General features: G+C 70.9%; 24 protein-coding genes. 5 read left to right on the plus strand and 19 right to left on the minus strand.

Annotated elements, in window-relative coordinates:
• Positions 1 to 330 (minus strand): helix-turn-helix domain-containing protein, encoded by a 330-nt coding sequence (locus IEX89_RS00430; protein WP_188908317.1) that lies wholly within the window; start codon positions 328 to 330, stop codon positions 1 to 3.
• Positions 331 to 427: 97 nt separating this feature from the next.
• Here IEX89_RS00430 and IEX89_RS00435 point away from each other — a divergent pair, with 97 nt between their 5' ends.
• The 3 genes from IEX89_RS00435 to IEX89_RS00445 all read left to right on the plus strand — a co-directional run bounded on the left by IEX89_RS00435 (position 428) and on the right by IEX89_RS00445 (position 4,257).
• Positions 428 to 1,669 (plus strand): ABC transporter substrate-binding protein, encoded by a 1,242-nt coding sequence (locus IEX89_RS00435; protein WP_188908319.1) that lies wholly within the window; start codon positions 428 to 430, stop codon positions 1,667 to 1,669.
• Between the two features lie 246 nt (positions 1,670 to 1,915).
• Positions 1,916 to 3,625, plus strand: coding sequence for an ABC transporter permease (locus tag IEX89_RS00440; protein ID WP_188908321.1), 1,710 nt, complete (start codon positions 1,916 to 1,918; stop codon positions 3,623 to 3,625).
• On the plus strand, positions 3,622 to 4,257 hold the full coding sequence (locus IEX89_RS00445) for an ATP-binding cassette domain-containing protein (RefSeq protein ID WP_188908323.1): 636 nt from the start codon (positions 3,622 to 3,624) through the stop codon (positions 4,255 to 4,257). Before IEX89_RS00440 ends, IEX89_RS00445 begins: the two co-directional genes overlap by 4 nt.
• Before the next feature lie 4 nt (positions 4,258 to 4,261).
• Here the strand turns inward: IEX89_RS00445 and IEX89_RS00450 are convergent, their stop codons facing one another.
• From IEX89_RS00450 to dusB, 5 genes are all read right to left on the minus strand, one after another.
• Entirely contained in the window at positions 4,262 to 4,540 is a 279-nt protein-coding gene (locus IEX89_RS00450) for a hypothetical protein (RefSeq protein WP_188908325.1), read from the minus strand.
• A gap of 7 nt (positions 4,541 to 4,547) precedes the next feature.
• Positions 4,548 to 5,087, minus strand: a complete 540-nt coding sequence (locus IEX89_RS00455; RefSeq protein ID WP_188908327.1) for a hypothetical protein — start codon at positions 5,085 to 5,087, stop codon at positions 4,548 to 4,550.
• Between the two features lie 71 nt (positions 5,088 to 5,158).
• Positions 5,159 to 6,607, minus strand: coding sequence for a nitrogen regulation protein NR(I) (ntrC, locus tag IEX89_RS00460; RefSeq protein ID WP_188908329.1), 1,449 nt, complete (start codon positions 6,605 to 6,607; stop codon positions 5,159 to 5,161).
• Positions 6,608 to 6,639: 32 nt separating this feature from the next.
• Complete coding sequence (locus tag IEX89_RS00465) at positions 6,640 to 7,734, minus strand: two-component system sensor histidine kinase NtrB (RefSeq protein ID WP_188908337.1); 1,095 nt, start codon at positions 7,732 to 7,734, stop codon at positions 6,640 to 6,642.
• Entirely contained in the window at positions 7,731 to 8,765 is a 1,035-nt protein-coding gene (gene dusB, locus IEX89_RS00470) for a tRNA dihydrouridine synthase DusB (protein ID WP_188908339.1), read from the minus strand. The genes IEX89_RS00465 and dusB overlap by 4 nt, the downstream gene beginning before the upstream one ends.
• 173 nt (positions 8,766 to 8,938) lie before the next feature.
• Here dusB and IEX89_RS00475 point away from each other — a divergent pair, with 173 nt between their 5' ends.
• Positions 8,939 to 10,138, plus strand: a complete 1,200-nt coding sequence (locus tag IEX89_RS00475) for a bifunctional 2-C-methyl-D-erythritol 4-phosphate cytidylyltransferase/2-C-methyl-D-erythritol 2,4-cyclodiphosphate synthase (protein WP_244645042.1) — start codon at positions 8,939 to 8,941, stop codon at positions 10,136 to 10,138.
• Positions 10,139 to 10,152: 14 nt separating this feature from the next.
• On the plus strand, positions 10,153 to 10,635 hold the full coding sequence (locus IEX89_RS00480; RefSeq protein WP_188909096.1) for a CinA family protein: 483 nt from the start codon (positions 10,153 to 10,155) through the stop codon (positions 10,633 to 10,635).
• A gap of 31 nt (positions 10,636 to 10,666) precedes the next feature.
• Here the strand turns inward: IEX89_RS00480 and IEX89_RS00485 are convergent, their stop codons facing one another.
• From IEX89_RS00485 to IEX89_RS00545, 13 genes are all read right to left on the minus strand, one after another.
• Positions 10,667 to 11,116, minus strand: a complete 450-nt coding sequence (locus tag IEX89_RS00485) for a type II toxin-antitoxin system RatA family toxin (RefSeq protein WP_188908348.1) — start codon at positions 11,114 to 11,116, stop codon at positions 10,667 to 10,669.
• Positions 11,117 to 11,130: 14 nt separating this feature from the next.
• Complete coding sequence (gene lipA / locus IEX89_RS00490) at positions 11,131 to 12,120, minus strand: lipoyl synthase (RefSeq protein WP_188908356.1); 990 nt, start codon at positions 12,118 to 12,120, stop codon at positions 11,131 to 11,133.
• Positions 12,121 to 12,274: 154 nt separating this feature from the next.
• Positions 12,275 to 12,529 (minus strand): GlsB/YeaQ/YmgE family stress response membrane protein, encoded by a 255-nt coding sequence (locus IEX89_RS00495; protein ID WP_188908358.1) that lies wholly within the window; start codon positions 12,527 to 12,529, stop codon positions 12,275 to 12,277.
• Positions 12,530 to 12,601: 72 nt separating this feature from the next.
• The gene (locus IEX89_RS00500; protein ID WP_188908360.1) at positions 12,602 to 13,243 is read right to left on the minus strand and encodes a DUF2799 domain-containing protein; all 642 of its coding nucleotides are present in this window, start codon (positions 13,241 to 13,243) and stop codon (positions 12,602 to 12,604) included.
• Positions 13,244 to 13,335: 92 nt separating this feature from the next.
• Positions 13,336 to 14,028 carry a TspO-related membrane protein gene (locus IEX89_RS00505; protein WP_188908362.1) on the minus strand — a complete coding sequence of 231 codons (693 nt, stop codon included), beginning with the start codon at positions 14,026 to 14,028 and terminating at the stop codon, positions 13,336 to 13,338.
• A gap of 91 nt (positions 14,029 to 14,119) precedes the next feature.
• Positions 14,120 to 14,380, minus strand: a complete 261-nt coding sequence (locus IEX89_RS00510) for a hypothetical protein (RefSeq protein ID WP_188908363.1) — start codon at positions 14,378 to 14,380, stop codon at positions 14,120 to 14,122.
• Positions 14,381 to 14,384: 4 nt separating this feature from the next.
• Positions 14,385 to 14,852, minus strand: coding sequence for a hypothetical protein (locus IEX89_RS00515; RefSeq protein ID WP_188908365.1), 468 nt, complete (start codon positions 14,850 to 14,852; stop codon positions 14,385 to 14,387).
• A 71-nt stretch (positions 14,853 to 14,923) separates the two neighbouring features.
• Positions 14,924 to 16,360: a dihydrolipoyl dehydrogenase gene (gene lpdA / locus IEX89_RS00520; RefSeq protein WP_188908367.1), complete on the minus strand. Its 1,437-nt coding sequence runs from the start codon at positions 16,358 to 16,360 to the stop codon at positions 14,924 to 14,926.
• Positions 16,361 to 16,388: 28 nt separating this feature from the next.
• Positions 16,389 to 17,000, minus strand: coding sequence for a GNAT family N-acetyltransferase (locus IEX89_RS00525; RefSeq protein ID WP_188908369.1), 612 nt, complete (start codon positions 16,998 to 17,000; stop codon positions 16,389 to 16,391).
• A complete protein-coding gene (locus tag IEX89_RS00530) occupies positions 16,993 to 17,388 on the minus strand; it encodes an endonuclease domain-containing protein (RefSeq protein ID WP_188908372.1) in 396 nt (131 codons plus the stop codon). The genes IEX89_RS00525 and IEX89_RS00530 overlap by 8 nt, the downstream gene beginning before the upstream one ends.
• A gap of 286 nt (positions 17,389 to 17,674) precedes the next feature.
• Entirely contained in the window at positions 17,675 to 19,111 is a 1,437-nt protein-coding gene (locus IEX89_RS00535) for a pyruvate dehydrogenase complex dihydrolipoamide acetyltransferase (RefSeq protein ID WP_188908374.1), read from the minus strand.
• Between the two features lie 30 nt (positions 19,112 to 19,141).
• Complete coding sequence (locus IEX89_RS00540) at positions 19,142 to 19,450, minus strand: DUF5076 domain-containing protein (RefSeq protein WP_188908376.1); 309 nt, start codon at positions 19,448 to 19,450, stop codon at positions 19,142 to 19,144.
• Between the two features lie 13 nt (positions 19,451 to 19,463).
• Positions 19,464 to 20,921 (minus strand): pyruvate dehydrogenase complex E1 component subunit beta, encoded by a 1,458-nt coding sequence (locus tag IEX89_RS00545; protein WP_188908378.1) that lies wholly within the window; start codon positions 20,919 to 20,921, stop codon positions 19,464 to 19,466.
• Positions 20,922 to 20,969: the final 48 nt, after the last annotated feature.

Genomic DNA, 20,969 nt, shown 5'->3' on the forward strand with positions numbered 1-20,969 from the left:
TCACTCCAACGCCACCCTGATCGCCACATCCACCTTCACCAGCTCCGCCGCATCGAGCCGCTCGACCCGCGACTTGATCTTCTGCAGAAGCCGCGCGCGGTCGCCCTCGGGGGCGACGAGCGGGGTGCGGGAGAACAGGTCGAGGGGGTCGACGCCGAGCGCTTCGGCGACCTTCTTGATGGACTTGAGCGTCGTCTGGTTGTCGGCCCGCTCCAGGCGGCCGATGAGCTGGTCGGACACGCCGGCGCGCTCGCCGAGCTGCGCCTGGGTGAGCCCTCGCGCCTCGCGCAGGTCGCGCACGTTCGCGCCCAGAACGAATTCCACCTCCACGAGCCCCCTCCCCCGAAATTTCCCCCGCCACCCTTGTAACGTCCGCACTCCGCGCTGCGTATATATCCCGAGCGCATCGAGAGAAGGACGAGCCCGCATGAACTCCCCCGCCCGCCGAATCGCCCGCAGCCTCGCGACGGGGATCGGCGTCGCCGCGCTCGTCGTCGCCTCGGCCGCGTCGGCGCAGGACGTGCCCGAGACGCGGGACTTCCCGCAGATCCTGGAGGAGGCGCGCGGGCAGACGGTGTACTGGAACGCCTGGGGCGGGGACCCGGCGACGAACGACTTCATCGCCTGGGTGGGCGAGGAGGTGGAGGAGCGCTACGGCGTCTCCCTCGTGCACGTGAAGCTCTCCGACACGGCGGAGGCGGTCTCGCGCGTCGTCGCCGAGAAGGCGGCGGGGCGCGACGACGGGGGTGCCGTCGACCTCATCTGGATCAACGGGCCGAACTTCCTCGCCATGAAGGACCAGGGCCTGCTCTACGGCCCCTTCGTCGAGGCGCTGCCGAATTTCGATCTCGTCGACGTCGAGGACAAGCCCTCCAACGTCGTCGACTTCACCGTGCCCGTGGACGGCCTCGCCGCGCCCTGGCGCGTGGCGCAGGTGGCCTATCTCTACGATGCCGAGCGGGTCGCCGCCGACACGGTCCCCGCCTCCATCGCGGAATTGGGCGAGTGGGCGGCGGCCAACCCGGGCCGCCTCACGCATCCCACGGCGCGCGACTTCCTGGGCGCGACCTTCCTCAAGCAGGCCCTCGTGGAGCTGGTCGCGGACCCCGCCGCGCTCCAGGCGCCGGCGGCGGACGCCACCTACGAGGAGACCGTCGCGCCCGTCTGGGACTGGTACGAGGCCTTGCGCCCGCATCTCTGGCGCGCAGGCGCCGAGTTCCCCGAGAGCGGCCCGGCGCAGAACCAGCTCCTCGCCGACGGCGAGACGGACATCGCCATCACCTTCAACCCCGCGGAAGCGGCGGCGGGCGCCATCCAGGGCCGTCTGCCGGAGACGACGCGGGTGTTCTTCCTGGAGGACGGCACGATCGGCAACACCTCCTTCGTCGCGATCCCCTACAACGCGGCGAACGCCGAGGGCGCCATGGTCGTCGCCGACTTCCTGATGTCGCCGCAGGCCCAGGCTCGCGCCCAGGACCCCGCCAATCTCGGCGCCTTCACCGTGCTCGACCTCTCCGCGCTCTCCGCCGAGGAGCGCGCCGCCTTCGACGTCACCGACGCGCACCCGGCCATGCCCGCCCCGGAGGAGTTCGTGCGCGTCCTCCCCGAGCCGCACCCCTCCTGGATGACGCGCCTCGTCGAGGATTGGGAGCGGCGGATCTCGGGGTGAACGCAGACGGCATCGAGGACGACGCCCCCTCCTTCCCTGTAGGGGAAGGTGGCGCGCCGCGAAGCGGCGTGACGGATGGGGCACGCCGACAGGCGTGCTCGGCGAAGCCGAGAGGGGCGCGCCGACCTTGCGCCTCGTCTGCAGGCGACGCACCCCACCCCTAGCCGGCTTGCGCCGGCATTCCCCTCCCCTACAGGGAGGGAGACGACGACCCGCCCATGACGACCCGCCCATGACATACCGCCCATGACCACCCGCCCCGACGTCCTGCGCGCGGCGCCGGCGCTCACGCTGGCGCTCTTCCTCGTGCCGATCGGCGCGGGGCTTCTAGGCACGCTCGCGCCGGCCTTCGGCGTCCTGCCGGCGATCGGGGAGAGCGGATTCACGCTCGACGCGTGGCGCACGCTCGCCGAGCAGCCCGGCATCGACGCCTCGATCCGGCTGACGCTGACGAGCGGCCTCCTATCCACCGCGCTCGCCCTCGTCTTCGCCTGCGGCTTCGCCGCGCTCGCCTCGAGCCGGCCGGGGATCGCGCGGCTCGAGCGCGCTCTGGCGCCGCTCCTCGCGACGCCGCACGTCGCGGTGGCGATCGGCCTCGCCTTCCTCGTCGCATCGTCTGGCCTGCTGGTGCGCGTGGTCTCGCCCTGGCTCACCGGCTGGGAGCGCCCGCCCGCGCTCGCCATCGTGCGCGATCCCTACGGGCTCTCCTACGTGGCGGGCCTCGCGATCAAGGAGACGGCGTTCCTCGTCCTGATGGTGCTCGCCGCGCAGGGGCAGGTGCGCGCGGCGCAGGCGCTCGCGGCCGCGCGGGCACTCGGCTACGCGCCCCTCGTCGCCTGGGCGAAGGTGGTGCTTCCGGCGATCTACCGGCAGATCCGGCTCCCGGTCTACGCGGTGCTGGCCTTCTCGTTGTCCAACGTCGAGGTCGCCCTCGTGCTCGCGCCGGGCACGCCGCCGCCGCTCGCGGTGCTCGCCATGCGCTGGTTCTCGAGCTGGGACCTCTCGCTCTACCCGGTCGCCGCCGCGGCCGCGACGCTCCAGCTCGCCGTCGTCGTCGCGGGCATCGGCGCGTGGCGCGTGGCGGAGGCTTTCGTCAAGCGCATCCACCGGGCCTGGTGCGAACGCGGCCGGCGGACCGGGCTCGCCGGCCCGGTGCTGGCGCTCGGCGGCGCCGGCGGCGTCGTGTCGGGCGTCGCGATCCTCGCCGCCATCGGCGTCATGGCGCTCTGGTCGATCGCGGAGAACTGGCGCTACCCGGACGCCCTGCCCCGCGCGCTGTCGCTGCGGACCTGGGAGCGCGCGCTGCCGACGATGAGCGATCTCGTCTCCACGACGGCCGCCATTGCCGCGGCCGCGAGCCTGCTCGCGGTGATCCTCGCCCTCGCCTGCCTGGAGAACGAGGCGCGGCGCGACCTGAAGCCCGGCGCGCGCGCGCTCTGGCTCCTCTACGTGCCGCTTCTCGTGCCGCAGATCGCTTTCCTGTTCGGCGCGCAGGTGGCGCTCGTGCGGCTCGATCTCGACGGAACGCTCACCGCCGTGATCTGGGCGCATCTGCTCTTCGTGCTGCCCTACGTCTTCCTCTCGCTCGCCGACCCGTTCCGCGCGCTGGATCCGCGCTATGCGCGCATCGCCGCAGGACTCGGGGCGAGCCCGTGGCGGACGTTCTTCACGGTGAAGCTGCCCATGCTCGCGCGCCCGGTCGCAACCGCGTTCGCGGTGGGCTTTTCCGTCTCCGTGGCGCTCTATCTACCCACGTTGTTCGCCGGCGCGGGACGCATCATGACGCTGACCACCGAAGCCGTGACCCTCTCCTCGGGCGCCGATCGCCGGGTCGTCGGCGTCACGGCCTTCCTGCAGGCGGCGCTGCCGCTCCTCGTCTACGCCGCCGCGCTCGCCGGCCCGGGCCTGATCGCGGCGCGGCGGCGGCGCGTCACCTTGCGGGAGGGCACGCCGTGAGAGGCCTCGTTCTCGACGACGTCGCCATCACGCTCGACGCGCGCCCCCTCGTCGGGCCGCTCTCCCTCGACGTTGCGCCCGGCGAGGTCGTGACGGTGATGGGCCCGTCCGGCTCGGGCAAGTCGACGCTGCTCGCCTACGTGGGCGGCTTCCTCGCCAAGGCGTTCGCCGCGCGCGGGCGCGTCCTCGTCGACGATCTCGACGTCACCGGCATGCCGCCGGAGAAGCGGGCCGTCGGCATCCTCTTCCAGGACGACCTGCTCTTCCCCCACCTCACCGTCGGCGGAAACCTCGCCTTCGGGCTTCGCGCGGGCGTGCGCGAGGCGTCGCGCCGGCGTGCCATCGTCGAGGAGGCACTCGCTCAGGCCGGTCTCGCCGGCTTCGCGGACCGGGACCCGGCCACCCTGTCCGGCGGCCAGCGCGCCCGCGTCGCGCTCCTGCGCACGCTCCTCGCCGAGCCGCGCGCGCTCCTCCTCGACGAGCCCTTCGGCAAGCTAGACGCCGCCCTGCGCCAGGACGTGCGCGCCTTCGTCTTCGCCCGCGCCCGCGACCGCGGCCTGCCGACCCTCATGGTCACGCACGATGCCGAGGACGCCCGCGCCGCCGGCGGGCGGGTGGTGGAGGTGGGCTGAAAGGCTAGGTTCTGTTCCACCGCCGATAGACGTTGTCGTGCGGCCCTACGTCGACGGCGGTAAAGAGGTCGTCGCTCTCCTTGCGGAGGATGACGCGGTCACCATGGGCGCAGTTTATGATGAAATAGCTGTCGGCGCCTTGGAGAGCGCGAAAGCGCAGGCTCGGCAGCTTCGGCTCGCGCTGGAACTTGTCGAGCGCTGCCATGGCACCCTTGCGCCGATCGGGCGGCAGCTTTCGTGCGCCGGCGACGAATGCCGAGTCGATGGCTATGCGGATGGTCACCGACGGCTCAGAACAGCGCGCTGCGGAGGTAGCGCTCCATCTCGGCGGGGTCGTCGAAGACGGGGGCGTCCTGCCGGCTTCCTGCGAGCTCTGCACGAGCGGCCCGGAGGAAGTCGGCGAAGTTCTCGCGCTCCTCGAAGCGCCGCTCGACGACCCGCCGGACGCGGCGGTTGATCTCTCGCATGTCGTCCTGATGCGCTCTGGACACTGCGGCCGCGTCCCGGATGACACGCCGCCACACCCGCTCGTGGGCCCGTGCCTGCGCCTTCACCGATTTCTGCCGCTCGGCCAGCTCCTCGATCATCCGCTCCAGGGCGGCGATGTCGTCGGAATTCCCACGCCGCTCGGTCAGGCTGGGCCAGAGTTCCTCGCGCAGGGCACGACCCTGCCGGATCCACGCGTCCGAACGTGTCTCGAAGTCCGTGACCACCTCGCGGAGGTACGCCGCGTAATCGTCGGGGTCCCTGCCGGCGAACGGCATGAACGCCGGCGCGTCGGTCACCAGCGCATGCGAGAAGGCGTGGATCATCCGAGGCTGGAACGTCATTCACGGGCTCCCTGACGCTCGGACCATAGACCAGCCGGCACCCGCCGGAAACCGAATCCGTCGCAACGCCCTCACCGCGAGGTGCGGATCACCGGGAGGTCGAGGTCGCGGACCTTCTTGCGCAGGGTGTTGCGGTTGAGACCCAGCAGCTCGGCGGCGCGGATCTGGTTGCCGCGGGTGGCGGTGAGCGCGGCCGCGATGAGCGGGCCTTCCACCTCGCGCAGGATGCGGTGGTAGAGCCCCGGCGGGGGCAGCGTATCGCGGAAGTTCGAGAAATAGCGCGTCAGGTGGCGCTCCACCGACCCTGAGAGCGTCTCGGGCGCCTCCGGCTCGTTGGGGTCGCCGCCGACCACGCTCTCGATGGGGCGCACGTCGAGCTCGCCCTCGATGATCGGCGCGGTGATCGTGTCCTGCGGATAGAGCGCGGCGAGGCGGCGGATCAGGTTCTCGAGCTCGCGCACGTTGCCGGGCCAGCGATAGCGCTTGAGGCGGTCCATCGCCTCCGAATCCATCTGCTTTCGGGCGAGCCCCTCCTTCTCGATCTGGGCGAAGAAGTGCCGGGCGAGGTCGGGGATGTCCTCCACGCGCTCGCGCAAGGGGGGCAGGCGCAGCGGCACGACGTTGATGCGGAAGAACAGATCCTCGCGGAAGAGCCCCTGCTGGATCGAGATGCGCAGGTCCTTGTTGGTGGCGGCGACGATGCGCACGTTGGTCTTGATGGGGGTTCGCCCGCCCACCGTCGTGTACTCGCCTTGCTGGAGAACGCGCAGGAGCCGCGTCTGCGCCTCCATCGGCATGTCGCCGATCTCGTCGAGGAACAGCGTGCCGCCCTCCGCCTGCTCGAAGCGCCCGGCCGAGCGCTGGGTCGCGCCGGTGAACGCCCCCTTCTCGTGGCCGAAGAGCTCGCTCTCGATGAGATCGCGCGGGATCGCCGCCATGTTCACGGCGACGAAGGGCCCGGAGCGACGCTTGCCGTAATCGTGCAGGGCGCGGGCGACCAGCTCCTTTCCGGTGCCGCTCTCGCCGGTGATCATCACGGTGAGGTCGGTCGGCATGAGGCGCGCCAGCGCCCGGTAGATCTCCTGCATGGCCGGCGAGCGGCCCACCAGCGGGATGTCCTCCCCCTCCCCGTCCCCGGCCGAGACCGGCCCGCGCGGACGCGAGAGCGCACGCCCGACGACGGCGACGAGCTCCTTCAGGTCGAAGGGCTTCGGCAGGTACTCGTAGGCGCCCCGCTCGGAGGCCTTGATCGCCGTCATGAACGTGTTCTGCGCGCTCATGACGATGATCGGCAGCTCCGGCCGCAACCGCTTGATGCGCGGGAGCAGGTCGAAGGCGTTCTCGTCGGGCATCACCACGTCGGTGATGACGATGTCCCCGTCCCCCTGCGCCACCCAGCGCCAGAGCGTCGCGGCGTTGGAGGTCGAGCGCACCTCGTAGCCGGCGCGCGAGAGCGCCTGGTTGAGCACCGTGCGGATGGCGGCGTCGTCGTCTGCGAGGAGGATGTGTCCGCTGGGCATGTGAGGCACTCTCGGGGGATGTCGGTTACGCGTTACGAGCCGCGGCCGTCCTCGGCCGTATGCATCGGGAGCAGCATGCGGAACGTGGTCTTGCGCGGTGCGGGATCGCACTCGACGATCCCCCCGTGGTCGCCCACGATCTTCGCCACCAATGCAAGTCCGAGGCCAGAGCCGTTGGCTTTCGTGGTCACGAACGGGTCGAAGAGATCGGGAACGAGCTCGGGCGGGATGCCCGGCCCGTTGTCGCGCACCGCGATCTCGATGGGCAGGGAGACGCGCTCGGCCGAGCCCGGCACCGCGAGGCGCACGCCCGTGCGAAAGGCGGTGGAGAGCACGATCTCGCCCTCGAGCGCGTCCGGGCCGATGGCCTCGGCGGCGTTCTTGACGAGGTTGAGCACGACCTGGACCAGCTGGTCGCGGTTGGCCAGCACGTGGGGGATCGACGGGTCGTAGCTCTCGACGATGCGCAGATGGCGCGCGAAGCCCGACAGCGCGAGGCGCTTCACGTGATCGAGCACGCTGTGGACGTTCACCGGCACCCGCTCCACGGGCCGCTGCTCGCCGAACAGCTCGACGCGCTCGACGAGCTTCACGATCCGGTCCGCCTCGTCGCAGATGAGGCGCGTGAGGGCGCGGTCGTCGTCGGCCGCGGACTGCTCGAGGAGCTGCGCCGCGCCGCGGATGCCCGACAGCGGGTTCTTGATCTCGTGAGCGAGCATGGCGCCGAGCGCCGTCACCGAGCGCGCCGCCGTGCGGTGGGTGAGCTGGCGGTTCATCTTGTCGGCGATGGTCCGCTCCTGGATCATCACCACGACCTGCTCCGCGTCCTCGGGCATGGGCGAGGCGATCACGTCGACGATGCGCTCCATGCCGAGCCGCGGCCCGCCGATGTCGACCCGGTACTCGCTGACCGACACGCCCCGGCGGCGGACCTCCTCGATCAGGTTCAGAACCGGCGAGCCGAACGGCATGTAATCGCTCAGCTTCTGGCGGCGCAGGACGCGCTGGCTCGCCTCCAGGAAGGCCTCCGCCGCGGCATTGGCGGACAGGATGACGTGCTCGGGTCCGACGGTGAGGACCGGAAGCGGCAGCGCGTTCATCACCGCGTCGGTGGTGGGTGTCTTCATGCGGCGTCCCGGAGCGGATGGGTGTAGACGGCGCCGATCAGCGCGAGCACCTCGGCGGGGTCGTCGCTGGTGACGAGCCTCGCGCGCGCCGCCTGCGGCAGGGCGAAGCCGTCGGCGCGGGCGTGATCGGCGAAAGCGGCGAGGTGCTTGCGGGCGTGGCGCACGGCCATGCGTGCGCCGTAGAGCGCGAGCAGCCCCTCGTAATGCGCTCGCATCGCCGAGACCTTCGCCTCGGCGCTCGGCTCGGACGCGTACTCGCCGGCGAGACCCGCGCCGATCGTCGCGACGAGCCAGGGACGGCCCGTGGCCGCTCGGCCGATCATCACCGCGTCGGCGCCCGAGCGGGCGAGGCAGACGCGGGCGTCGTCGAGCGTGGCGATGTCCCCGTTGGCGACGAGCGGGAGAGTCGTCGCCGCGCGCACGGGGCGGATCGCGTCCCAGTCGGCGTTGCCCTTGTAGAATTGCTGGCGCGTGCGGCCGTGCACGGTGATCGCCTGCGCCCCCGCCACCTCCGCCCGGCGCGCGAGCTCGGGCGCGTTGCACGAGGCGTCGTCCCAGCCCAGCCGCATCTTCACCGTGACCGGGATCGACACGGCCGCGACCGTGGCCTCGATCAGGCCCGTCGCGTGGTCGAGGTCGCGCATGAGCGCGGAGCCCGCCCAGCCGCCGGTGACGCGCTTGGCGGGGCAGCCCATGTTGATGTCGACGGCGTCCGCGCCGTTCGCCTCGGCGAGGCGCGCGGCCTCCGCCATCCAATGCGCGTCGCAGCCGGCGAGCTGGACGACGTGGGGCGAGACGCCCTCGCCCTCCGCCCGCACCCTCGTCTCCTCGTCGCCCTTCACGAACTCGTCGGAGGCGACCATCTCGGAGACGACGAGGCCGGCGCCGAAACCGGCCGCGATGCGGCGCATGTGCAGGTCCGTCACGCCCGACATGGGCGCGAGCACCGCGCGGCGGCGGATCGCGACGGGACCGATCCGCCAGGTCGGGTCGGGACGGGTCTCGTCCGAGGGGCTGCGATTCTGCTGCATCGTCATTGTGCTCAACAATTAGCCAAGCCTGCCAAATTGGCAAGTGCGTGAAGTGCATGGCTCCCGGCCGTGTCCTGGCCTCCAGGCGTCGCGTCGGCGTCTCCGAGCGCGTTGCCTCGGGAAGCGGCATTCTCTATCACCACAGGCGTGTGACAGCGCGAACGGGAATCGTCGTGTCCGAACCCTCCCGCATCGCCGCTCTCGTCGTCGCCGCGGGCCGCGGCGCGCGCGCCGGGGCCGGCGATCCCAAGCAATACCGCCTCGTCGGCGGAGAGAGCGTCCTCGGCCGCGTCCTCGCGCTCCTCGGCGCGCATGAGGCGATCGACCGCATCCTCGTCGTCACCCATCCGGACGACGGCGACTTCTACGCCCGCACCACGACGGCGCTAGCGCCCGCGGCACGCGAGAAGCTCCTCGCGCCGGTGCAGGGCGCGGCGACGCGCCAGGGCTCCGTCGCCGCCGGCCTCGCGCGCCTGGCGGACGGGGCGGCGCCGGAAATCGTCCTCGTCCACGACGCCGCGCGCCCCTTCCTGACGCCGGATCTCGTCTCGCGCGCCATCGCGGCGGCGCAGGCGCACGGGGCCGCGATCCCGGGCATCTCCGTCGTCGACACGATCAAGCGCGTCGACGAAACGGGACGCGTCGTCGAGACGCCGCCGCGCGCGACGCTGCGCGCCGTGCAGACGCCCCAGGCCTTCCGCTTCGCTCCGCTCGCGGAGGCGCACCGCACCGCCGTCGCCGCGGGACGCGACGACTTCACCGACGACGGCGCGTTGATGGAATGGGCTGGTCACCCGGTCGTCGTGTTCGCCGGCGAGGCGGGGAACGTCAAGCTCACCCATCCGCAGGATTTCGCCGCCACGGGCGGCCCGGAGACGCGCATGATCACGAGGCTCGCCACCGGCTTCGACGTCCACGCCTTCACCGTGGGCGACCACGTCTGGCTCGGCGGCGTGCGCATCCCGCATACGCGCGGCGTGCTCGCCCATTCCGACGGCGACGTCGTGCTCCACGCGCTGACGGACGCGCTGCTGGGCGCGTTGGCGGAGGGCGACATCGGCACGCATTTTCCGCCCTCCGATCCGCAATGGAAGAGCGCCTCGTCCGACCGTTTCCTCGCCTTCGCCGCCGAGCGGGTGCGGGCGCGCGGCGGAATCATCGATCTCCTCGACGCGACGATCCTCGCGGAGGCGCCCAAGGTCGGACCGCATCGCGAGGCCATGCGCGAGGCGATCGCGCGCGCGGCCGACATTCCGGTCTCCCGCGTCTCCATCAAGGCCACGACGACGGAGAAGCTCGGCTTCACCGGCCGCGGCGAGGGCATCGCCGCCCAGGCCGCCGCGACGATCCGCCTGCCGGAGGAGGACGCGTGATCTTTCCCGACGAGATGCGCGAGCGCGCCACCGCCCTCCTCGACGCCTACGCGACGGCGGGCCTCACCATCGTCACGGCGGAGAGCTGCACGGGCGGGCTGATCGCGGGGCTCCTCACCGACATCCCCGGCTCCTCGCGCGCCGTGGAGCGCGGCTTCGTCACCTATTCCAACGAGGCCAAGATCGAGTGCCTCGGCGTGCCCGCGGCGACGATCGAGGCGCACGGTGCGGTGAGCGAGGAGACCGCCCGCGCCATGGCCGAGGGCGCGCTCGCGGCGTCGCGCGCCGACGTCGCCGTGTCCGTCACCGGCATCGCCGGCCCCGGCGGCGGCTCCGCGGAGAAACCGGTGGGCCTCGTCCATTTCGGCTGCGCCCGCCGCGGCGGCGCCGTGCGGCACCTCGAGAGGCGCTACGGCGATCTCGGCCGCTCGATGGTGCGGCTGCGGACGGTGGCGGATGCGCTGGAACTGCTGGAGGAGGCGCTGCGGGAGGGGTGACGCTTCCCAGTAGCGGCACCCGGCACCGCCCTCACCCGTAGATCGCGTCCGCCCGCTGCTCGAACGCCTCCGAGAACTTGCGGAAGGCGCGGTCGAACATCGTGCCCATGAGCATGCCGAGCGCGAAGCTCTTGAATTCGTAGTTGATGTAGAACTCCACGTCGCACTGGTCCTCGCCCGCGGGCTTGAAGGTCCAGCGGTTCTCCATGTAGCGGAACGGGCCGTTGACGTACTCGACGTCGATGCGCAGCCGCGCGCGGTCGAGCGTGACGCGGCTCGTGAAGTTCTCGCGGATCGCCTTGTAGCCGACGGTCATGTCGGCGACGAGGGTCTCGACCCCCTCCCCGCTCTGCACCTTGCGGCGGACCTTCAGGTCCTCGCAGAGCGGAACGAACTTGGGGTACTGCTCGACGTCGGCGACGAGGTCGAACATCCTCGCCGGCGTGTGACGAACGCGACGTGTGGTGCGGAATGACGGCATGGGCGGCAGGCGGATCAGCGACCGAGCTTCGCGAGACGCGCGGCCTTGAGCCGGGCGAAATCGTCCCCGGCATGGTAGGACGAGCGCGTCAGCGGTGACGCGGAAACGAGCAGGAAGCCTTTCGCGTAGGCAGTCGTCTGGTACGCCTTGAACTCGTCGGGCGTCACGTAGCGGATGACGGGATGGTGCTTGCGGGTCGGCTGCAGATACTGGCCGATCGTCAGGAAGTCGACCTCGGCCGAGCGCAGGTCGTCCATCAGCTGGAGCACCTCGTTGCGCTCCTCGCCGAGCCCGACCATGATCCCGGACTTCGTGAAGATCGTCGGGTCGAGCTCCTTGACCTGCTGGAGCAGGCGAATCGAGTGGAAGTAGCGCGCGCCGGGGCGCACCTTCAGGTACTTCGAGGGGACGGTCTCGAGATTGTGGTTGAACACGTCCGGGCGCGCCGCGACGACGATCTCGAGCGCACCGGGCTTGCGCAGGAAGTCGGGCGTCAGGATCTCGATCGTGGTCGCGGGCGCGCGCGCGCGGATCGCGCGGATGACGTCGGCGAAATGCTGCGCACCGCCGTCCTCGAGGTCGTCGCGGTCGACGGAGGTGACGACCACGTGCTCGAGGCCGAGCTTGGCGACCGCGACGGCGATGTTCTCGGGCTCCTGCGCGTCGAGCGCCTGGGGCATGCCGGTCTTCACGTTGCAGAAGGCGCACGCGCGGGTGCACGTGTCGCCCATGATCATGAAGGTGGCGTGCTTCTTCTCCCAGCACTCGCCCACGTTCGGGCAGCCGGCTTCCTCGCACACGGTGACGAGCCGGTTCTCCTTGACGATCCGGTTCGTCTCGGCCCAGCCCGGCGAGCCCGGCGCCTTGACGCGGATCCAGTCCGGCTTGCGCTGGAGCGGCTGATCCGGCCGGTGCGCCTTCTCGGGATGGCGCGGACGCGCATCCTTGGCGGCACCATCCTTGGCGCGGATGTCCTTGGCGAGGAGGTCGAGGACGACGGTCATGCTCTCCCGATCCGGCTTGACCGCGCGAGGCACCCGCGCGGCTCGTGACGTCGCCCTGATCTAGGGCGTCGCCGCGCGAGACGCAAATCCCACGCGGCGACGCAACGCACGCCCGATGCAGACCAGGCCCGCGCCGGCTGCGACCGTCGCGCCCTCAGCGGCCTCTGCGGCCCTGGATCATGCCCAGGATCCAGAGAAACACGATGGCGCCGATGGTCGCCACCACGATGGAGGCGATGTTGAAGCCCTCTCGGAACTCGAAGCCGAGCAGCGAGGCGATGAAGCCGCCGACGAAGGCGCCGATGATGCCGACGACGAGGTTCGTCAGGAGACCGTGATCGCGGCCGGTGACCTTCTCGGCGATGAAGCCGGCGATGATGCCGACGACGATCCAGGCGATGATGGACATGCTTTCAGCTCCCCGCGGGATGATGATCGTGCCCTCGCAACGCCGAGCCAAGCTCGGGCGTTCCGCCGCCGCTCAGCCTCGCGTGGCGTAGCGGTCGAAGAATCGTTGCGCCGCCGCCTGCGCCGCCGGCAACGCCGCGCGCGCCTGCTGCAGATCGAAGCGCGCCTGGTCCATCTCCCAGCGCAGGTCGTCGATGCGGTCGCGCATTTCCTCGATGCGGTCTCGCCGCTCCGTGGCGGAAATCGCGCGGTCGTCGCGCAGCTCGTCCATGCGCCGGCGCAGACGATCGCGCTCGCTCTCGCCGTTGCGCAGCCGGCTCTCCGCGGAGGCGACGCGCCGCTCCGCCGCCCCCAGGCGCGATCCGATCTCGCGCCCTTCGAGGAACGGCCCCGCGACGCCCGCCGGGCACAGGCCGTGGTAGGAATCGTTCTCGCGGCCGGTGGCGAAGCCGTTCTGCGGCGTGCAGTAGAGCAGCACGCCGGAATCCCAGCCGCTGCGATAGGCCTCGACGTCGGGCACGATGTTGAAGTTCGCGCACACCCGCGCGTGGCTCTCCAGCCGCGAGGGCGCATGCCCCTCCGCGCCGTCGCGCTGGCCGATGCTCGACCAGTCCTCGGCCTGGCACTCCTCGCGCGTGATCGTCGCGCAGCCCGACAGCCCGAGCGCCAGGACCGCCAGTGCGGGCAGCGCGAGCGCCAACGTTCTCGACCTCATGGATGTCGCCCCCGATTACGATGGGGAATGGTTAAGCTGCGATGCGGTGTGGGGCAAGAGGTGAAGACGAGCGCCGGCATGGGCGGACCGGCTCAGGCTCGCGCGTTGCGATAGCCGAGTGCCGCCACGCCGGCGGCGCCGAGGAGCGCCAGCACGACGACGCTCCAGACCGCGCCCCAATTGGCCACGGCGACGGCGACGAGCGCCCAGACGACCGCGACCGCGTAGAGCGGGATGGCCGGGAGGCGCAGGAGAACGAGCGCTGCCAGCATCAGGGCGCCGAGGAGGCTCGCGATCGCCCAGCCGATCTGCCCGAGCCAGATCCCGAAGCCCGCCCCGAAGAGCCCGATCGACACCCAGGACGCCGCCGTGAGCCAGCCCGCATAGAGCGCGACCGGCGCACGCAGGAGCCAGCGATCCGTCGCCGGCGTCCGGGCGAGCGCCACGAGCGCGAGGATCAGCATCACCCAGATCAGCACGGTGGCCCAGAGCGCGCTCGTCTGCGCCACGGCGAGCCAGGCGGCCCCGATGACGAGGCTCCCCGCGAGCGGCCAGCGCGGGCGATCCCACGCGGACTCGTCCCCGCGCCGCACGAGGCCGAAGGCGGCGGAGGTCAGGAGCCACAGATAAATCACGCCCCAGATGCCGAACGCGTAGCCCGCCGGCTGCACCGGCGGGTCCACCTGCGGGATCAGGAAGAGCTCCGGATCGAAGCCCGCGAACGGAAATGCCAGCGGCGCCGTCGCGAAGGCGAGCGACGCCGCCGCGACGAAGACGGCCTTCATGCGGCTTGTGTCGGAGGCGCTATCGCGGGGCGAGTGCGGGGGTGCGGGTTCGGGCATCGGCGAGTGCGGTCGGCGCTCCAGCGAACGGGGTTCAGCGCGCGAGCAGCTTCATGACCGCGGCGCGCGTGTCTTCTGGAGCTTCGGCGTAGCGCCGACGCAATTCTTCGAGTTCGCCATCGGTCGTTTGGCACGTCTCTCCGCCCCGCCGTCGGCCGGCGGCGCCGCCGCTCGCAGCGAACCGCATCCCCCACCAGGCCGTGATCTCCCTGCCGCGTTTGGCCAGCTCGCCCCGAAGCCCGTAGATGACGAGCACTGCGCCAATCCAGGGAAGGACGATCAGAAATTCGTGCATCTCTTCAATCCTCCGCTGTTGCGAGCCGCAGCGACAACGAGATGATAAGCAGCACTCCGACATACGACAAGACGAGAGAAACGTCGGTAATGGTCGCACCGTTCGCGCTGGCCGCGCGAAGTCCCGTGTTCCAGTGGAGCGCGATCGCGACGGTTGCCAAGCTGACGACGAGGCCTATCCAGAACGCCCATTGCAGGCGATCGTGCCGGCGTGCCGCCGCCGCGTCGAGCACGACGATCGCGCTGAGCCCGACGAGCACCAGGAGGAGATCGCTGGCGAAGGGCAGATAGGAGTCGAGCTCGCGCAGCCCGGCCAGTCCCGACGGCGTCCCACCGATCGACGTCACCAGAGGAAGAGCGACAAGAACCACGGCCGTAGCCCAGGAGCCCAATGCGTTGGGATAGCGCGCGCCCGCCCAAATCACGGCGGCAGCGCTACCAAGGAAAACGACGACCATGAGCGTCAGAAGCATGTAGGCACTCGTAGAAGTGAGTACCAGAGCCTATCAGCCGACAGCCTTGCACGCAAGAAAAGCACGCATCCTCACGTGTGGATCACCCGTCCATACGCATCCAGCACGCTCTCGTGCATCATCTCCGAGAGCGTCGGGTGCGGGAAGACCGTGTGCATCAGCTCTTCCTCGGTGGTCTCGAGGTTCATGGCCACCACGTAGCCCTGGATGAGCTCGGTCACCTCCGCGCCGATCATGTGGGCGCCCAGCAGCTTGCCGGTCTCGGCGTCGAAGATCGTCTTGACCATGCCCTCGGGCTCGCCGAGCGCGATGGCCTTGCCGTTGCCGGCGAAGGGGAAGCGCCCGACCTTGACGGACAGCCCCTGCTCCTTCGCCTTGGCCTCGGTGAGGCCCACGGACGCCACCTGCGGGTGGCAATAGGTGCAGCCGGGGATCATGCCCTTGTCCATGGGATGGGCGTGCATGCCGGCGATCGTCTCGACGCAGATGACGCCCTCGTGCTCCGCCTTGTGGGCGAGCATGGGCGGGCCGGCGACGTCGCCGATGGCGTAGATGCCGGGCACGTTGGTGCGCCCGAGGCCGTCGGTGGCGACGACGCCGCGCTCCATCTTCACGCCCAGCGCCTCGAGCCCGAGGCCCTCGACGTTGCCGACGACGCCCACCGCCGAGATCAGCTTGTCCGCCGTGATCTGCTGGGTGCCCTTGTCGGTCTCGATCGTGGCGGTGACGTCGTTCGCTCCCTTCTCCACCTTGGTGACCTTGGCGGAGGTGAGGATCTTGATGCCCTGCTTCTCGAAGCGCTTGCGCGCCATCGCCGCGATCTCGGCGTCCTCCACGGGGAGGATCTGCGGCATCACCTCGACGACGGTCACCTCGGCGCCCATCGTGCGGTAGAACGAGGCGAACTCGATGCCGATGGCGCCCGAACCCATGACGAGCAGCGACTTCGGCATCTCCTTGGGCACCATCGCCTCGAAATAGGTCCAGATCAGCTTGCGGTCCGGCTCGATCCCGGGCAGCGCGCGCGGCCGCGCGCCCGTGGCGACGATGACGTGCTTGGCCTTGTAGGTGCCCGGGCCGAGAGCGCCCTTGGGCGCGGGCACCGGCGGGCCCTCGACGGACTTGGTGGCGGGCTTGACGGTCACCTCGCCGGCCTTGGCGATGGAGCCCTCGCCCCAGATCACGTCGACCTTGTTCTTCTTCAAGAGCATGCCGACGCCGCCGTTGAGCCGGCCGGACACGCCCCGCGAGCGCTTGACGACGGCGCCGATGTCGAAGGACACGCCCTGGGCGGACAGCCCGTAATCGCCGGCATGGCTCATGTAGTGGAAGATCTCCGCCGAGCGCAGCAGCGCCTTCGTCGGGATGCAGCCCCAGTTGAGGCAGATGCCGCCGAGGTGCTCGCGATCGACGACCGCGGTCTTCATCCCCAATTGCGCGGCGCGGATCGCGGCGACGTATCCGCCGGGACCGGCGCCGATGATGATGACGTCGTAGGTGTCGGCCATGATCGCGCTCTCTCTCGTTCGTTCGTCGTCAGGCGCCCGCGACGGGGCGCGCCAGGAGGATCCAGCGGCTCTGCGGCGCATAGCGCGCGTGGAGCCGCACGGGGCGCGTGTCGCGCTCGGTGAAGCCGCGGCGCTCGAGATGCGCGCGGAAGCTCTCGTTCGTCTCGTGGGTGGTGATGGCGAGCGTCTCGCAGCCGGCGGCCCGCGCCCGTCCGACGCCCGCGTCGATCAGCGCGGAGCCGATGCCGCGGCCGCGATGCTCGGGCATCACCGCCAGGTCGCGCAGGAAGTAGGCGCCGTGGACCTGGGCCAGGAGCTCGTAATGCGAGCGCTGGTCCGGGGGCAGCCGCAGCATGGCGACGCGGCCCATCCGCCGGGTCAGCCGCAACGCCACGAGCGCGCCGACGACGTCGCCGTCGTGCTCGGCGACGACCGCGTTCTTCCACGACATCTCGCCCGCCGGCCGCCCGATCTCGTCGGCGGCATCGTCGAGCCAGCTCCGCCGCCCGCGGGCGCCGCGGGCGAACAGGCTCGCCACGTGCCCCGCATTCGCCATGTCCCACAGGACCGCGATCGTGCGCGCGTCCGCAGGGGTGGCGGGGCGCAGAGTGACGGGAGCGAGGGTCGCGGCGTCAGGCATGGGCTGCGACGGGCTCGGCGAGACGGGCGTGGACCGTGTCCATCACGCTGTCGATGTCGGTCAGGACGGTGTGGTTGGTGAAGCGCAGGAGGTCGAACCCTTGCGCCTCCAGGGCCGCGTCGCGTACGGCGTCGCGGGCCCGCTGGGCGTCGTAGGAATGGCTCGCGCCGTCGACCTCGATGATCAGCTTGTGCTTCAGGCAACAGAAATCGACGACGTAGGGGCCGAGGGGGACCTGGCGGCGGAAGTGCGTACCCTCGAGCGCGATCCTGCGCCGAAGATACCACCAGAGACGCTTCTCGGCGGGAGTCATCTGTCGACGGAGCGGGCGAGCGGCTCGGCGAGCAGCCCCCGAGGGCGATCTTGCTGGTGGCTGATTCCAAGCCATGCCGCTCTCCCTCTTCGATCCTGCGGCACTGCACCGGCGGCCGTATGGGCCGGAGAGCGCGCGCCCTGCATCACTACCCCCATCCGCCCCCTTCGGGGGCACCTTCCCCACAAGGGGGAAGGACGGCTGCCGGCATTGCTTACCGAGAAAGCTCCGACCGGACGTCCGGCGCCGGACGGTCTCCCCTCCCCCTTGTTGGGAGGGGCCGGGGGTGGGGGTCGCACAGGACGATCACCACGCCTATGCAGCGCGATGGACCGACCTGACGCCGTCCCCGGTCGTCACCTCACACCAGCATCCCCATCGGCTGCTCGATCAGCTCGCGGAAGGCCGCCAGCAGCTCGGCGCCGAGCGCGCCGTCGACCACGCGGTGGTCGCACGAGAGCGTCACGGTCATCGCCTGGACGACCGCGGGAGCGTCGTTCTTGACGACGACGCGCTTCTCGCCGGCGCCCACCGCGAGGATCGACGCGTGCGGCGGGTTGATGACGGCGGCGAACTCGCGGATGCCGAACATGCCGAGGTTGGAGACCGCCGTCGTGCCGCCGGTGTACTCCTCTGGCTTCAGGCGCTTGTTGCGGGCGCGTCCGGCGAGGTCCTTCATCTCGGCGGAGATGGCCGACAGCGTCTTCGTCTCGGCCTTGCGGATGACGGGCGTGAACAGCCCGCCCTCGATCGCCACCGCGACGCCGACGTCGGAATGCTTCAGCTTGAGGATGCGATCCTCCGCCCAGACGGCGTTGGCGTTCGGCACGCGCTGGAGCGCCATGGCGAGCGCCTTGATGACGAAGTCGTTGACCGAGAGCTTGTAGGCCGGCTTGCCGTCCTTCGACGGAGCGGCCGCATTCAGCTGAGCCCGCAGGGCGAGCGCGGCGTCGAGCTCGACGTCCACGGTCAGGTAGAAATGCGGGATCGTCTGCTTGGACTCGAGCAGGCGCTTGGCGATCGTCTTGCGCATGCCGTCGAGCTGGACCTCCTCGAAGGAGCCCGGCTCGAACATCGCCTTGACCTGATCGGCCTTGAGGCCCTGCGCCATGGTGGCGCCCGCCGTCGCGGCGGGGGGCGTGGGCACGGCCTTCTGAGGCATTGCGTCCGCCGCCGGGGCGGCAGCGGCCTGGGCCGGCGCGGCCTTCGCCGTGCCGCCGGCGAGCGCCGCGCGGACGTCGCGCTCGATGACGCGCCCGTGCGGGCCCGAGCCCTTCACCTGCGCGAGGTCGAGACCGCCCTCCTTCGCGATGCGCTTGGCGAGCGGCGAGGCGAAGACGCGCCCACCGGAGGAGGCCTGCGCGGGCTGCGCCGCCGCCGGCGCGCCGCCGGGCGCCTCGTTCACGCGGGCGTAGGACATGTGGCCCGCCTCGCCGCCGCCGGCCTTGGTCGTGTTCTCCTGCGGGGCGGCGGGAGCGGGTGAGGGAGCCGCGGCCGGCGCAGGCGCGGCGGCGCCGCCGCCGGAGGCCGGCAGCTCGACGCTCTTGGGGTCCTCGCCCTCCTCGGCGATGAGCGCGATCACGTCGTTGACCGGCACGTCCGCCGTGCCCTCGGGCACGACGATCTTGGCCAGCACGCCCTCGTCGACGGCCTCGACCTCCATGGTCGCCTTGTCGGTCTCGATCTCGGCGAGGATGTCGCCGGACTTGACCGGGTCACCCTCCTTCTTCAGCCACTTGGCGAGGTTGCCCTTCTCCATCGTCGGGGACAGGGCGGGCATCAGGATGGTGATGGGCATCGTCGCTTGATCCTGATCTCGAAGGGATCGTCAGTTCACGGCGCCGGTGGTGCCGGGATCGGTGGGGCGGTCGAGCTCGGCCTCGATGCCGGCGCGGATGGCGGCCATGGCCTCCTCCTCGCTCATGCCGGCCTCGAGCGCGTAGATCCGCGCGGCGTGGCGCGCGAGATCCACGAGGAGCAGGCCCCAGGTGAACGGGTCGTCGAAGGAGCGGCGCAGCGTCACGGAGACGCCGCCTTCCACCACGCTCGCCCGAAGCACCTCGTGCCCGCCCTTCTCCAGGGCGTCCGGCGGGGCCTCGAGCTCGTGGAAGAGGCGGGTGTCGTCCTCGTCTGCCATGCCGCTCTCCTGCTCAGCGATAGCAGACGGCCTTGACCGCCTCGACCACCTCGGCCACCGACGGCAGCGCCAGCTTCTCGAGGTTCGCCGCGTAAGGCATCGGCACGTCCTTGCCGGTGACCCGGGCGACGGGAGCGTCGAGATAGTCGAACGCGTCCGCCTGGACGCGGGTCGCGATCTCGGCGGAGACGCCCGATTGCGGGAAGCCCTCCTCGACGCACACGCAGCGCCCGGTCTTCATCACCGAGGCGACGACCGTCTCCGAATCCATCGGGCGGATGGTGCGCAGGTCGACGACCTCGCAGGAGATCCCCTCGCCTTCCAGCTCGTGCGCGGCCTTGAGCGCGTAGGTCATGCCGATGCCGAAGGAGACGATGGTGCAGTCCGTCCCCTCGCGGTGGATCTTGGCCTTGCCGATCGGCACCGTGAAGTCGTCGAGCTTCGGCACCGGGAAGGACTGGCCGTAGAGGATCTCGTTCTCGAGGAAGATCACGGGGTTGGGGTCGCGGATGGCGCTCTTGAGGAGCCCCTTCGCGTCCGCCGCCGTGTAGGGCATCACGACCTTGAGGCCGGGCACGTTCGAGTACCAGGCGGCGTAGTCGTGGCTGTGCTGGGCCGCCACGCGCGAGGCCGCGCCGTTGGGCCCGCGGAACACCATCGGCGCGCCGAGCTGGCCGCCGGACATGTAGAGCGTCTTCGCGGCCGAGTTGATGATCTGGTCGATCGCCTGCATGGCGAAGTTGAAGGTCATGAACTCCACGATCGGCCGCAGGCCCGCGAAGGCGGCGCCCACGCCCAACCCCGCGAAGCCGTGCTCGGTGATCGGCGTGTCGATGACGCGGCGCGCGCCGAATTCCTGCAGGAGCCCCTGGGTGACCTTGTAGGCACCCTGGTACTCCGCGACCTCCTCGCCCATGACGAAGACGGTCTCGTCGCGGCGCATCTCCTCGGCCATCGCGTCGCGCAGCGCCTCGCGCACCGTCATGGTCACGAGCTCGGTGCCGGCGGGGATCTCCTGCGTCGCGTCGTAGACGCCCTCGGGGCGCATGACCGCGGGCGCGGCCGGGCGGGCCACTGGCTCGGTGCCGCCCGTGGGCGCGGAGCCGGCGGGCTCGGCCGCCATGCCTTCGGCCGCCATCTGGGCCGGCGCGCCATCCTGGGCGGGCGCGGGCGCGGGCTCGACCTTCGCCGCCGACGGGCCGGCGGAGGCGGCGGCGGAGACGTCCTCACCCTCCTCCGCGATGATGGCGATCGGCGTGTTGACGGCGACGTTGTCGGTGTCCTCGGCGACGAGGATCTTGGCGAGGACGCCTTCGTCCACCGCCTCGACCTCCATGGTCGCCTTGTCGGTCTCGATCTCGGCGAGGATGTCGCCGGATTTCACCGTGTCGCCTTCCTTCTTGAGCCACTTGGCGAGCTTGCCCTGCTCCATGGTCGGAGAGAGGGCGGGCATCAGGACGTCGATGGGCATGGACCAGCGCTCTTCTATCGACGGCAGACGCGCGCCCCGCCGGGCGGG

It is taken from the genome of Salinarimonas ramus (assembly GCF_014645695.1).
Lineage (GTDB): Bacteria > Pseudomonadota > Alphaproteobacteria > Rhizobiales > Beijerinckiaceae > Salinarimonas > Salinarimonas ramus.

What these genes read in the sequence shown, in the direction of transcription:
- IEX89_RS00435 (WP_188908319.1), top strand. Translation starts at nt 428, where the DNA reads ATGAACTCCCCCGCCCGCCGAATCGCCCGCAGCCTCGCGACGGGGATC.
- IEX89_RS00440 (WP_188908321.1), top strand. Translation starts at nt 1,916, where the DNA reads ATGACCACCCGCCCCGACGTCCTGCGCGCGGCGCCGGCGCTCACGCTG.
- IEX89_RS00455 (WP_188908327.1), bottom strand. Translation starts at nt 5,087, where the DNA reads ATGACGTTCCAGCCTCGGATGATCCACGCCTTCTCGCATGCGCTGGTG.
- ntrC (WP_188908329.1), bottom strand. Translation starts at nt 6,607, where the DNA reads ATGCCCAGCGGACACATCCTCCTCGCAGACGACGACGCCGCCATCCGC.
- IEX89_RS00465 (WP_188908337.1), bottom strand. Translation starts at nt 7,734, where the DNA reads ATGAAGACACCCACCACCGACGCGGTGATGAACGCGCTGCCGCTTCCG.
- dusB (WP_188908339.1), bottom strand. Translation starts at nt 8,765, where the DNA reads ATGCAGCAGAATCGCAGCCCCTCGGACGAGACCCGTCCCGACCCGACC.
- IEX89_RS00480 (WP_188909096.1), top strand. Translation starts at nt 10,153, where the DNA reads ATGCGCGAGCGCGCCACCGCCCTCCTCGACGCCTACGCGACGGCGGGC.
- IEX89_RS00485 (WP_188908348.1), bottom strand. Translation starts at nt 11,116, where the DNA reads ATGCCGTCATTCCGCACCACACGTCGCGTTCGTCACACGCCGGCGAGG.
- lipA (WP_188908356.1), bottom strand. Translation starts at nt 12,120, where the DNA reads ATGACCGTCGTCCTCGACCTCCTCGCCAAGGACATCCGCGCCAAGGAT.
- IEX89_RS00495 (WP_188908358.1), bottom strand. Translation starts at nt 12,529, where the DNA reads ATGTCCATCATCGCCTGGATCGTCGTCGGCATCATCGCCGGCTTCATC.
- IEX89_RS00500 (WP_188908360.1), bottom strand. Translation starts at nt 13,243, where the DNA reads ATGAGGTCGAGAACGTTGGCGCTCGCGCTGCCCGCACTGGCGGTCCTG.
- IEX89_RS00505 (WP_188908362.1), bottom strand. Translation starts at nt 14,028, where the DNA reads ATGAAGGCCGTCTTCGTCGCGGCGGCGTCGCTCGCCTTCGCGACGGCG.
- IEX89_RS00510 (WP_188908363.1), bottom strand. Translation starts at nt 14,380, where the DNA reads ATGCACGAATTTCTGATCGTCCTTCCCTGGATTGGCGCAGTGCTCGTC.
- IEX89_RS00515 (WP_188908365.1), bottom strand. Translation starts at nt 14,852, where the DNA reads ATGCTTCTGACGCTCATGGTCGTCGTTTTCCTTGGTAGCGCTGCCGCC.
- lpdA (WP_188908367.1), bottom strand. Translation starts at nt 16,360, where the DNA reads ATGGCCGACACCTACGACGTCATCATCATCGGCGCCGGTCCCGGCGGA.
- IEX89_RS00525 (WP_188908369.1), bottom strand. Translation starts at nt 17,000, where the DNA reads ATGCCTGACGCCGCGACCCTCGCTCCCGTCACTCTGCGCCCCGCCACC.
- IEX89_RS00530 (WP_188908372.1), bottom strand. Translation starts at nt 17,388, where the DNA reads ATGGCTTGGAATCAGCCACCAGCAAGATCGCCCTCGGGGGCTGCTCGC.
- IEX89_RS00535 (WP_188908374.1), bottom strand. Translation starts at nt 19,111, where the DNA reads ATGCCCATCACCATCCTGATGCCCGCCCTGTCCCCGACGATGGAGAAG.
- IEX89_RS00540 (WP_188908376.1), bottom strand. Translation starts at nt 19,450, where the DNA reads ATGGCAGACGAGGACGACACCCGCCTCTTCCACGAGCTCGAGGCCCCG.
- IEX89_RS00545 (WP_188908378.1), bottom strand. Translation starts at nt 20,921, where the DNA reads ATGCCCATCGACGTCCTGATGCCCGCCCTCTCTCCGACCATGGAGCAG.